This window comes from Bradyrhizobium huanghuaihaiense, from assembly GCF_025200885.1.
In the GTDB taxonomy this organism is placed as follows: Bacteria; Pseudomonadota; Alphaproteobacteria; order Rhizobiales; family Xanthobacteraceae; genus Bradyrhizobium; species Bradyrhizobium huanghuaihaiense.
Genome location: NZ_CP104172.1, coordinates 6,342,587 through 6,353,933 on the forward strand (window position 1 = coordinate 6,342,587; position 11,347 = coordinate 6,353,933).

An 11,347-nucleotide genomic window follows, 5' to 3' on the forward strand; every position below is an offset into this window, starting at 1 on the left:
CGCATCCCGTGCATTTGGCCGGGAAGCCGAATGGCTTCCCCGCGGTCTCGCGCCGAGCTATTGGCGGGCACACTCCTGAACGAACTTGACGCGGTCCACCATACCAAGGCCCTTCGCCTCGGCCTGCTTGCGACAGCCTTCTCGCTTGTCCATTCGGACCTGGATCTTGTCGACAAGGCTCAGGCCAACGGTGCCCACTTGTGCCCCGGACGAAGCAGTTTGTCCGTCGTCGGCAGATGGCCCATCACCGGCGGCGCGGGCGGCCTCCTGCAGCCGCTTGACGTCGTCCGGGCTCAGCTTGGGTCGGTCGATGTCCAGCGCAAGCTTGTTGATCTTGCCGGTGAAGGCGAACGGCGCCTGATAGTCGTTGTCGTCGACCGGCGTGCCGGTGTCGGAGGCGATGTCGAACGCCTCGTCCCATTGCAGGATGAACGGCAGCGTGTGCTCCATCTTCTCGGTGGCCACCACCTTGCCGTCGACCTTGAGCGTCCCGGTGCCGCCTTGTCCGATGCCGGTATAGTTGCCGAACACCATGGTGCCCGCTCCAAGACCATCGTACTTGAAGTCAAACTCGATGAGGTGCTTGCCCGGTGTGAGCTCCGGCCCCTCCCAGCGCACGCGCTTGAGATCGACGAGATTCCACGTGAACACGGGCTTGTTCTTCAGGACATAGAGGCCATAGCCGCCGAATCGGCCGCCTTGCGTCACCAGCACACCTTCGGCGCCGCCATCGGGAATGTCGACGTCGACCTTGAAGTTGTAGGAGGAGTTGAGCAAGCTCGGCGCGTCGCCGTTCGGCGTACCGGTTATCGGACGCGTCCAGGCAAAGCTTGTGCGGCCGGCACTGAGACTCGGACGCGGCGTGATCATGCGCGAAACCACCGTCGAGTCGAGTGGCAGCACCTGATACTTTTCCGCCTCCTTCCAAAACAGCGCCTGCAGCTCTTTCAGCTTGTCCGGATTCCTGGCGGCGACGTCCTCGGTCTGCGTCCAGTCGTTGCGCAGGTCATAGAGCTCCCAGGGGTAGTCGCCCGGGCGCGGCAGTTTCGCGACCGTCACCCACGGCGGACGCAAGACCTTGGTCGAGGCGATCCAGCCGTCGTTATAGATGGCGCGATCGGCCATCATCTCGAAATACTGCGTCGTGTGCGTCGAAGGCGCATTCGCGTTCTTGGCATCGAACGTGTACATCATGCTGACGCCCTCGATCGGGCTTTGCTTGATGCCGTCGACGATGTCCGGCTGCTTGATCTGCGCAGCCTCGAGAATGGTCGGCACGACGTCGATGACGTGGTGGAACTGAGTGCGGATGCCACCCTTGTCCTTGATCACGTCCGGCCAGGAGATCGCCATGCCCTGGCGCGTCCCGCCGAAGTGGGAGACGATCTGCTTGGTCCAGGAGAACGGCGTGTCGAACGCCCAGGCCCAACCGATCGACATGTGATTGTAGGTGCGATCGGTGCCCCAGACGTCGTAGAAATATTTGAGCTGATCCTCGACCGACGGGTTGATCTGGTTGAACATCGCCACTTCGTTCGGCGTGCCGTTGGGTTGCCCCTCTGCGCTCGTCCCGTTGTCGCCCTCGATATAGATGATGAGCGTGTTGTCGAGCTTGCCCATATCCTGGATGGACTGGATCACGCGACCGATTTCGTTGTCCGCGTATGCGGCATAGGCTGCGAATACGTCAGCTTGACGGATGAACAGCTTCTTCTCGTCGGCCGAAAGCTGATCCCATTCCTTGATCAGGTCCTTTGGCCACGAAGTCAGCTTGGCATTCTGCGGAATGACACCGAGCTTCTTCTGGTTCTCGAAGATCGTGTCGCGCAGCTTGTTCCAACCCTGATCGAACAGGTGCATGTCGCCGATCTTCTTGACCCACTCCGGCGTCGGGTGATGCGGGGCATGGGTTGCGCCGGGCGCGAACTTGACGAAGAACGGAGTATCCGGCGATAGCGCGTTCATGCGATTGACATAGTCGATGGCCTCGTCGGCCATGGCCGTCACCAGATTCCAGCCGGGCTTTCCTTCATAGGGATAGATCGGCGTGGTATTGCGGACGAGATTGCCGGGCTGCCATTGGTTGGTGTCGCCGCCCATGAAGCCGTAGAAATATTCAAAGCCCATGCCGGTCGGCCACTGGTCGAACGGGCCTGCCTGGCTCGCCTGGTATTCCGGCGTATTGTGGTTCTTGCCGAACCACGCGGTGCGATAGCCGTTATCGGACAGGATCCGGCCGATCGTGGCCTTGTCCCTGGTGATGATGCTGTCGTAGCCGGGGAAGCCGGTGGCCTGTTCGGCGATCACGCCGTAGCCCACCGAGTGATGGTTGCGTCCGGTGATGAGTGCCGCGCGCGTCGGCGAGCACAGCGCCGTTGAATGGAAATTGGTGTAGCGCAATCCGCTTTGTGCGATGCGGTCGAGCGCAGGCGTTGGAATGACGCCGCCGAACGTGCTTGGCACGCCGTAGCCGGCATCGTCGGTGATGATGAGCAGCACGTTCGGTGCGCCCTTGGGCGGCACCACGCGCGCGGGCCAGAAAGGTGTCGAATTGCGCGCATCGCGCTCGATCTTGCCGCCGAACTGCTGCGGCGGCGGCGGCAGCTGATTGCCGGGAATGGTGATGGTCGCGGCGGGCGAGCCCGGAGGCGGTGCAGCTTGTTGGGCTTGTTGTGCGAATGCTGGCGAAGAAAGCGCAAGGGTCAGCGAAAATGCGACAAGATGAAAGGGTCGCGCAGTGCTCATGGCAATCACTCCCTTCAAATGAGCCGCCATCATTTTCCGGGACCCGAAAAAGGGCTTGATATGGATCAAGAGATCAAGATGGCGGATCAGACACGTAGAAGTTGCAGACGGAGGAGCGGCGCTTTTCCGTAAATTCCCGGGGAACTCATCTCCATCGCGCCGGTATCATGGCGCGGTATTGTTGTTCTCTTGCTACACCTGATTGCAAAATATTCCCGGCACATCGACAACTATGGCAAGCACGGCCGGCTGGGTCATATGATCCAGCAACATATCAGGCGCTCCCACTGAGCGAAGCTCGTGGTTCGGGAGGGGTCACCATGCGATTGACGAAAGCGCTTGCCGCTCTTGCATTTGCGGCCGTGGCATCAATACCGACCAAGACCTTGGCCGACGAAAGCGGCATCAGCTTCTGGATTCCGGGCCTATTCGGCAGCCTTGCTGCCACACCTCAGCAACCGGGCTGGACGGCCGCTGCGATCTACTATCACACCTCGGTGTCCGCCGGCGGTGACGTGGCGCGGGCGCGCGAAATTCAGATCGGACGCATCCCTGCGAACCTGACGGCCACGTTGAACGCGAATGTCAATGCGAACGTGGATCTCGGCCTCTTGAACGCAACCTACGTCTTCGCAACGCCGGTGCTGGGCGGTCAGGCCTCGGCCACCCTGATGGGAGTCTACGGTGCAAACACAACTTCGCTGAACGGATTGGTGACGGGAACGCTTGCGACGCCGCTCGGCTCGATTCCGTTCTCGCGCTTCGATTCGATCAGCGATTCCGTGACCGCCTTTGGCGATGTGATCCCGCAATTTTCGCTGCGCTGGAATGCCGGTGTCAACAACTACATGACATACATCACGGGCGATATTCCGGTTGGGGCTTACCAGTCGACCCGGCTCGCCAATATCGGGATCGGTCACGGTGCGATCGACGCGGGCGGCGGCTACACCTATTTCAATCCGCAGACCGGACATGAGCTGTCCGGCGTGCTCGGCTTCACCTACAATTTCAAGAACACCGATACGCAGTATCAGAGTGGCGTGGACATGCATTTCGACTGGGGCGCGTCCCAGTTCCTGAGCAAGCAGGTGCAGGTGGGACTCGTCGGCTATGTCTACCAGCAGCTCGGCTGCGACAGCGGATCCGGCGATCGCGTCGGCTGCTTCCGCTCGCGGGTCGGCGGGATCGGCCCGCAGATCGGATTCATCTTCCCGATCGGCGACAAACAGGGCTACCTCAACTTCAAGGGCTACAAGGAATTTGCCGCCGAGAACCGGCCCGAGGGCTGGAATGCGTGGGTGACGTTCGTGATTTCGCCGGCGGCACCGCCACCCGCAGTGACGCCGACGAAGCACGTCATCACGAAGTGACGGGCGTTGGTGTTTGGAGCGCAGGACCGTCGCTCGGCAAGTAACGTTGCTCGTCCTTCAGCCGTCAGACTATAGTTCGGGCTTTCCTCGTTGGGCCCGACCAAGCCCTCATTCAATGTCGCCGTCATCGGCGCCTCTGCAGCTGCCACGACATCGGGAGATCAACATGTCACTGCTCGGCAAGGCCGCCGTTGCGATGTGGTGGAGCGTCCGCCCCGAACAGCGCGCCGAGTTCGGCGACTGGCATTCCCACGAACATTTCCCGGAGCGGATGAGCATTCCCGGCTTCCGGCGCGGATCGCGCTGGAGCAGCACGACGGATGCCGAAGGCTTCTTCGTGCTCTATGAGCTCGAGCAGTACGACGTGCTGACGTCGAAGGGATATCTCGACCGCCTCAATGCGCCGACGCCGTGGTCGACCAGGATGATGCCGCATCATCTGGGCATGGTGCGCAGCCAGTGCCGTATCGTCGCAAGCTTTGGCGGCGGGGTCGCGGCCTCGATCGCGACCATCCGGCTTTCGCCGCAGGCCGGACGTGAAACGGCGTTGCAGGCGCACCTCTCAGAGACGCTCGGTGCGTTGGCGCAGAAGCCGAGACTGACGGGCGCCCACCTGCTTCTAACCGACACACCGAGGGCGAGCGCGCCCACGACCGAGCAGCAGATCCGCGGCAAGGACGGCGCCGCCGACTGGATCGTGCTGCTGTCCGGCTACGATGACGACGCAGTCGCGCGCGCGGTTGCCGACCGGTTGTCGCCACCAGCGCTTCAGCCGCACGGCGCCTGCGACAATCCGGTCATCGGCCACTACCGGCTGGCCTTCACGATGACACCGCAGGATGTCGCAGCGAACTAGCCGGCACGGCAGCAAGAAAATCTGAGCCGTCGTGTCGGATCGGCGGCATCACGGTCGTCCTTGAGACATGAATGGGCTGTAGACGCCAATGTACGCCCATCGATGCAAGAGGATGAAAGAACATGCCCAGCACCGTACGTCTCCATCGCGTTCTGACGACGAGCCCGGAAAAGGTTTATCGCGCCTTCCTGGAGGCGGATGCGTTGGCAAAATGGCTGCCGCCGAACGGCTTCACCTGCACCGTGCATCATTTCGAGCCCAAGGTCGGCGGCACGTTCAAGATGTCGTTCCGGAACTTCACGACGGGGAACAGCCACGCCTTCGGCGGCGAATATCTCGAGCTCGTCCCCGGCGAACGCCTGCGCTACACCGACAGGTTCGACGATCCCAATCTGCCGGGCGAAATCCAGGTCACCGTGATCCTGAAGAAGGTCTCGGTCGGCACCGAGGTGGACATCACGCAGGCCGGCATCCCCGACGTCATCCCGCCGGAGGCCTGTTACCTCGGCTGGCAGGAGTCGCTGCGGAATCTGGCGAAACTCGTCGAGCCCGAGATCAACCAGTAGCGGTAGCATCAGTATTCGTAGGGTGGGCAAAGCGCAGCGTGCCCACCTACGTCGTCATTGCGAGCGCATCGAAGTAATCCAGAGTCCCTCCGCAGAACGATTCTGGATTGCTTCGCTGCGCTCGCAAAGACGGAGAATGAGGAACTCTCCGAGAGAACAACTCACATCGAGTTGCTGCAGAGCCCTGTGAACTTGCAATGCCAGCAATGCACCGATTGCGAACGATCGCTACGCGCCCTTCGGCTTGAGCCCGCCATCCGCGGTCCAGCGGTCCGGCTCCGGACTATGTCCGATCAAGGCCAGGCCATAGGCGATCGACTCGAACTGGTCGCCCGACATCAGCCGCTCGTTGCCGAAGCGGTCGGCGAAGAGCTTTCGGACCGCAGGCACGAAGGACGTGCCGCCGGTCAGGAACACCTTCTCCACCTCGCGCGCGGTGATGCCGGCTTCGTTCAGCACCTTGTCGACGGTCGCACCCAGACGGGCGATATCGTCGGCGATCCAGGATTCAAAATTCTTGCGGGTGATGGTCGCGCCGATGTCGACGCCGCCGCCCTTGAAACGGAAGTCGGTCTGGTCCTGCCCCGACAGCGCGACCTTGGCGTCGGACACCGCGCGGTACAGCGAGAAGCCGAGATCGAAGTCGACGATGGTGATGAAATCCTCGAGCAGCTCCGGCTTCAGCGCGGTGCGCGCAAGCTCGCGGAGCTCGCGCAGATCGCCGTTGCTCTTCATCATCGCGAGCTGATGCCAGCGTGCCAGATTGGTGTAGTGGCCGCTCGGGACCGGCAGCACCTTGTCGAACGAGCGGAAGCTCGAGCCCTTGCCGAGCCGCGGCGAGACGACGTGGTCGACGATGCGATAGTCGAACGTGTCGCCGGCAATGCCGATGCCGGCGTGTCCGAGCGGCTCGGCGCGCAGCGTGCCGCCCGCGCGCGAAAAGCGCATCACCGAGAAGTCGCTGGTGCCGCCGCCGAAATCCGCGACCAGCACGGTGGCATCGCGCTCGAGCCTTCGGGCGAAGGAGAACGCCGCCCCCACCGGCTCGTAGACATAACGCGCGTGGCCGGCACCCAAGCGCTCGAACGCGGCCCGGTAACGCTGCATCGCCAGCGCCTCGTCGGGATTGCCGCCGGCGAAGCGCACCGGGCGGCCGACCGTGATGTTGGACGTCTCGAAGCCGAACTTCTCGCCGCCATGGCGCGCCAGCGTGCGCAGGAACGCCGCCAGGATGTCCTCGAACTTGAAGCGCTGGCGGAAGACTTGCGTGGTGTTGAAGCTGCTGCTGGCCGCAAAAGTCTTGAACGACTGCAGGAAGCGGTAGACGTGGCGCCCCTCGAGGAACGTCTCGATCGCCCACGGCCCGCCTTCGGCCTGGGCGCCGGCGCCCGGCCGGTCCTCCCAGAAGCACAGCGCCGACACATAGGTGCTGTGGCGCTGTCCGCCGTGATCGAAGCGGATGGCCTCGACCCGGCGGTCGTCCGCCGCAAGGGCGACGACCGTATTGCTGGTCCCAAAATCGATGCCGATCGAGACGGCGGGCGAGGCGCTCGACATGAACCACTCTGACAGTTGATTGGAAAAGGGGGCAGAGCACTAACGGCTTTGGCCCGCCCTGCCAAGAGCCGGTTTGCTGCAGCGCGGTCGGAATTCGCAGTCCGCCGGGCGCCGTGCCGTGTCGCGTGAACAGGGCTATTCCGCTCGCTGGAGGTCGAAATCCCTGTTTTTATATCCACACCGGCAATTTTAAGTCCGGAACGGCCGCTTTAACGGGATATTATGTTGCAATGCGGCAGAACACATGCTGCCATGCAATGGCATGCATGGACACTGGCATCTGGTATACGTAGATTGCCCTTCGAAATGAGACAGCATCACTGACCGTCTCAAGAAAGGGAATTCCGATGTCCAAGACCGCTACCGTCGCTATCGCCCCCTCCTCCACGCTGTTCGCCCGCTTCCTGGCCGCGGTCGACCGCTTCCTGATGGCGAGCGCCGAGATCTCGAATCACAACGGCGACCTGCCCCGTTTCGGCCTCTGAGAAGGCTTTCCACGCGCAGCCGCAACGGCGCGCTGGTAGACACGTTTCGAGGACCGTACGTCCGATCAAATGGCCCCGCATGACGGGGCCATTTTCTTTTTTGAGCCCCCACCTCGCCCGCGAACACAACTGCGACGATTGGTCCGCCGACATGACCCTTTGATCTAATTGTTTGTCTGCTGGCATCTCGCATACCATTCGGGAACCAAGAACAATTGCACAAATTGAAGGTGCGGGACGGGAACAGGAAGGACCGAGGGCGAAGCGCACTTGCCGTGATCCTCGGCAGAGCCTTAGCCGAAAGGAGCGGATGCCGGGCCCTGTCCCCTGCTCATAAAGTGCTGGCTGGGACTGCAATGGGAGATCGACCAACAAGGTGACCCCAAGCATCTGAATCGAGATGGGCTGACGCAAGCCGCCAGAGAGTGGCTGCGTTCGAGGTTCGACAGGGAGAGAAACAAGATGAAGCCATTCGTTCTGAATGTCGCTTTGGCGGCAATCGCGATGTCGTGCGCCAATAGCACCGCAAGCCGTGCTGCCTGGGAACCGGTCCGTCCGGTCGAGTTCATCGTGCCCGCGGGCACCGGCGGCGGCGCCGACCAGATGGCACGCACCATCCAGGGCATCGTCACCAAGCACAATCTCATGAAGCAGCCGCTGGTCGTCATCAACAAGGCCGGCGGCGCAGGCGGCGAAGGCTTCCTCGACGTGAAGACGTCGTCGGGCAATCCGCACAAGATCATCATCACGCTGTCGAACCTGTTCACGACGCCGCTGGCGACGGGTATTCCGTTCAACTGGAAGGATCTCACCCCGGTCGCGATGCTGGCGCTCGACGAATTCGTGCTCTGGGTCAACGCCGAGAAGCCGTACAACAGCGTCAAGGATTACGTCGACGCTGCAAAGAAGGCTCCGAGCGGCTCGTTCAAGATGGGCGGCACCGGCTCGAAGCAGGAAGACCAGATCATCACGGTCGGCATCGAGAAGGTGATCGACGCGAAATTCACCTACATCCCCTACAAGGGCGGCGGCGAAGTCGCGGTTCAACTCGTCGGCAATCACGTCGATTCCACCGTCAACAATCCGATCGAGGCGGTCGCGCAATGGCGCGGCGGCAAGCTTCGTCCGCTCTGCGTCTTCGACGCCCAGCCGATGGCCTATGACGAGCCGATCGCCGACGGCAAGGCCTGGAAGGATATTCCGACCTGCAAGTCGCAGGGCCTCGCGATGGAATATCTCATGCTGCGCGGCATCTTCATGTCGCCCAAGGCCACGAAGGACCAGATCGAATATTACGTCGAGCTGTTCAAGAAGGTCCGCGCCACGCCGGAGTGGCAGGAATTCATGAAGAACGGCGCCTTCAACACGACCTTCCTGGCGGGAGCCGACTACGCCAAGTGGATCGAGGCGGAGGAGAAGCGCCACGAAGGCCTGATGAAGGAAGCCGGATTCCTCGCATCGGGGAATTGACGCACGACGTCGATGACGGCTGAGGACGCTGGTCGTCCTCACGCCTGCCGCGAAAGACCGCGTTTCGCCTGGAGGTCCCATGACTGAACAATCCGGATCCGAATCTGGCCCGGCACACAAGACGCTGGAAATCGGCATCGCGCTGCTGATCGGCGTCTTCGGGCTGGTCGTGATCTTCGGCAGCCTAAAGGCCGGCATCAACTGGGGCGCGGAGGGCCCGCGGGCCGGCTTCTTCCCCTTCTATGTCGGCGCCGCCATCGTCGGCGCGAGCGCCATCAACCTCTGGAGCGCGCGGCGCCACGACGACGGCCGGTTGTTCGCAGAATGGGGACAGCTTCGCCAGGTCATGAGCGTCGTCGTGCCCACCGCGATCTATGTAGGCTCGATGCCGTTCATCGGCCTCTACGTCTCCTCGATGGTGTTCATCGCCTGGTTCATGCGCTGGCTCGGCGGCTATCGCTGGCTGACGGTCGCCGCGGTGGCGGTCGGCATGCCGGTCGTGACCTATCTCGTCTTCGAGCGCTGGTTCCTGGTCCCGCTTCCCAAGGGGCCGCTCGAGGAATGGCTAGGTCTGTAAGAGCTACGCATTCATTCAATTGCTGCTGCAGGACGTATTGATATGGAAGAGTTGGCCAATCTGTTTCACGGCTTCGCGGTCGCCCTGCAGCCCTACAACATCATGCTGATGATCATCGGCATCACGCTCGGGGTCATCATCGGCGTGCTGCCGGGGCTTGGCGGCGCCAATGGCGTGGCGATCCTGCTGCCCCTCACCTTCAGTATGCCGCCGACATCGGCGATCATCATGCTGTCCTGCATCTATTGGGGCGCGTTGTTCGGCGGCGCCATCACCTCGATCCTGTTCAACATCCCCGGTGAGCCATGGTCCGTGGCGACCACCTTCGACGGCTATCCCATGGCGCAACAGGGCAGACCCGGCGAAGCCTTGACGGCGGCCTTCACCTCCTCCTTCGTGGGCGCGTTGTTTGCCGTCATCATGATCACGCTCGTCGCGCCCCTGGTCGCAGGCTTCGCGTTGCGATTTGGCCCGGCGGAAAAGTTCGCGGTTTACTTCCTCGCCTTCTGCAGCTTCGTCGGCCTCAGCAAGGAGCCGCCGTTCAAGACCATCGCGGCCATGATGATGGGCTTTGCGCTTGCAGCGGTCGGGCTGGATTCCATCACGGGACAGTTGCGACTGACCTTCGGGGTTACCGAGTTGCTCAACGGCTTCGACTTCCTGATCGCCGTGATCGGCCTGTTCGGAATCGGCGAGATCCTGCTGACCATGGAGGAAGGGCTGGCATTCCGCGGCGGCAATGCGAGCATCAACCTCCGCGTCGTGCTTCAGACCTGGCGCGAGCTGCCCGCCTACTGGATGACGTCACTGCGCTCCTGCCTGATCGGCTGCTGGATGGGCGTCACGCCCGCCGGCGCAACGCCGGCGTCCTTCATGAGCTACGGCATCGCGAAGCGGCTGGCGCGGCGCGGCAACAATTTTGGCAAGGGTGAGATCGAAGGCGTGATCGCGCCGGAGACGGCCGCGCACGCCGCAGGCACCTCGGCGCTGCTGCCGATGCTTTCGCTTGGCGTGCCCGGCTCGCCGACGGCTGCCGTGCTGCTTGGCGGATTGTTGATCTGGGGCCTGCAGCCCGGCCCGATGCTGTTCGTCGAACAGAAGGAATTCGTCTGGGGCCTGATCGCGTCGATGTATCTCGGCAATCTCGCCGGCCTCATCGTCGTGCTCACCTGCGTGCCGATCTTCGCCGCGATCCTGCGCGTGCCCTTCGGAATCATCGCCCCGCTGATCCTGGTGCTCTGCGCGATCGGCGCCTACTCGGTGCACAACAGCACCTTCGACGTGATGCTGATGCTGGTGTTCGGCGTGCTCGGCTATCTCCTGAAGAAGTGCAACTATCCGCTCGCGCCGCTTGTGCTCGCCATCGTGCTCGGCGACAAGGCGGAGGAAGCCTTCCGACAATCCCTGCTGGGATCGCAGGGGTCGCTCGGCGTGTTCTTTTCCAACGGCCTCGTCAGCACGATCATGGCGCTCGGCCTGGTGGCCCTGTTCTGGTCCGCGATCCAGGAAGGCTACAGCCGGCTGCGCATGTCGATGGCGTGAAGCGCGCCGCTGACCGCGTCAAATTCGCCGCACCCCGGACTTCTGGAATAAAGAATTCCAGGAGTCGCGCGGTCCTCTGACGACGCGCATCCATCCTGGCGGCACTGCGCACGTCGACGTGTGCACGAGTGTAGATCAGCTTCCCACAGCCGGTTTGCGGCACGCGGCGACAGCAG

The 11,347-nt window shown here is 62.5% G+C and carries 9 protein-coding genes; 7 read left to right on the forward strand and 2 right to left on the reverse strand.

The genetic code is table 11. The annotated features are described in order from the left end of the window. Nucleotides 1-57: 57 nt before the first annotated feature. Complete coding sequence (locus N2603_RS30065; RefSeq protein ID WP_260384974.1) at nucleotides 58-2,745, reverse strand: arylsulfatase; 2,688 nt, start codon at nucleotides 2,743-2,745, stop codon at nucleotides 58-60. A gap of 320 nt (nucleotides 2,746-3,065) precedes the next feature. On the opposite strand from N2603_RS30065, the gene N2603_RS30070 reads away from it, so the two are divergent. The 3 genes from N2603_RS30070 to N2603_RS30080 all read left to right on the forward strand — a co-directional run bounded on the left by N2603_RS30070 (nucleotide 3,066) and on the right by N2603_RS30080 (nucleotide 5,540). Beyond that, nucleotides 3,066-4,118: a SphA family protein gene (locus tag N2603_RS30070; RefSeq protein ID WP_260384975.1), complete on the forward strand. Its 1,053-nt coding sequence runs from the start codon at nucleotides 3,066-3,068 to the stop codon at nucleotides 4,116-4,118. 166 nt (nucleotides 4,119-4,284) lie between these two features. Continuing rightward, complete coding sequence (locus tag N2603_RS30075; protein ID WP_260384976.1) at nucleotides 4,285-4,974, forward strand: hypothetical protein; 690 nt, start codon at nucleotides 4,285-4,287, stop codon at nucleotides 4,972-4,974. Between the two features lie 122 nt (nucleotides 4,975-5,096). Further along, on the forward strand, nucleotides 5,097-5,540 hold the full coding sequence (locus tag N2603_RS30080; protein ID WP_018647753.1) for an SRPBCC family protein: 444 nt from the start codon (nucleotides 5,097-5,099) through the stop codon (nucleotides 5,538-5,540). Nucleotides 5,541-5,768: 228 nt separating this feature from the next. Here N2603_RS30080 and N2603_RS30085 read toward each other — a convergent pair whose 3' ends face one another. Next, on the reverse strand, nucleotides 5,769-7,097 hold the full coding sequence (locus tag N2603_RS30085) for an Hsp70 family protein (RefSeq protein WP_018647754.1): 1,329 nt from the start codon (nucleotides 7,095-7,097) through the stop codon (nucleotides 5,769-5,771). Between the two features lie 347 nt (nucleotides 7,098-7,444). Between N2603_RS30085 and N2603_RS30090 the strand changes: the two genes are divergently transcribed. The 4 genes from N2603_RS30090 (at nucleotide 7,445) to N2603_RS30105 (ending at nucleotide 11,171) form a co-directional block, all read left to right on the forward strand. Then, nucleotides 7,445-7,582: a hypothetical protein gene (locus N2603_RS30090; RefSeq protein ID WP_260384977.1), complete on the forward strand. Its 138-nt coding sequence runs from the start codon at nucleotides 7,445-7,447 to the stop codon at nucleotides 7,580-7,582. 462 nt (nucleotides 7,583-8,044) lie between these two features. Continuing rightward, nucleotides 8,045-9,052: a Bug family tripartite tricarboxylate transporter substrate binding protein gene (locus N2603_RS30095; protein WP_018647756.1), complete on the forward strand. Its 1,008-nt coding sequence runs from the start codon at nucleotides 8,045-8,047 to the stop codon at nucleotides 9,050-9,052. A 79-nt stretch (nucleotides 9,053-9,131) separates the two neighbouring features. Then, nucleotides 9,132-9,629 (forward strand): tripartite tricarboxylate transporter TctB family protein, encoded by a 498-nt coding sequence (locus N2603_RS30100; protein WP_260384978.1) that lies wholly within the window; start codon nucleotides 9,132-9,134, stop codon nucleotides 9,627-9,629. Between the two features lie 42 nt (nucleotides 9,630-9,671). After that, entirely contained in the window at nucleotides 9,672-11,171 is a 1,500-nt protein-coding gene (locus N2603_RS30105; RefSeq protein WP_018647758.1) for a tripartite tricarboxylate transporter permease, read from the forward strand. Nucleotides 11,172-11,347: the final 176 nt, after the last annotated feature.

What these genes read in the sequence shown, in the direction of transcription:
- N2603_RS30065 (WP_260384974.1), bottom strand. Translation starts at nt 2,745, where the DNA reads ATGAGCACTGCGCGACCCTTTCATCTTGTCGCATTTTCGCTGACCCTT.
- N2603_RS30070 (WP_260384975.1), top strand. Translation starts at nt 3,066, where the DNA reads ATGCGATTGACGAAAGCGCTTGCCGCTCTTGCATTTGCGGCCGTGGCA.
- N2603_RS30075 (WP_260384976.1), top strand. Translation starts at nt 4,285, where the DNA reads ATGTCACTGCTCGGCAAGGCCGCCGTTGCGATGTGGTGGAGCGTCCGC.
- N2603_RS30080 (WP_018647753.1), top strand. Translation starts at nt 5,097, where the DNA reads ATGCCCAGCACCGTACGTCTCCATCGCGTTCTGACGACGAGCCCGGAA.
- N2603_RS30085 (WP_018647754.1), bottom strand. Translation starts at nt 7,097, where the DNA reads ATGTCGAGCGCCTCGCCCGCCGTCTCGATCGGCATCGATTTTGGGACC.
- N2603_RS30090 (WP_260384977.1), top strand. Translation starts at nt 7,445, where the DNA reads ATGTCCAAGACCGCTACCGTCGCTATCGCCCCCTCCTCCACGCTGTTC.
- N2603_RS30095 (WP_018647756.1), top strand. Translation starts at nt 8,045, where the DNA reads ATGAAGCCATTCGTTCTGAATGTCGCTTTGGCGGCAATCGCGATGTCG.
- N2603_RS30100 (WP_260384978.1), top strand. Translation starts at nt 9,132, where the DNA reads ATGACTGAACAATCCGGATCCGAATCTGGCCCGGCACACAAGACGCTG.
- N2603_RS30105 (WP_018647758.1), top strand. Translation starts at nt 9,672, where the DNA reads ATGGAAGAGTTGGCCAATCTGTTTCACGGCTTCGCGGTCGCCCTGCAG.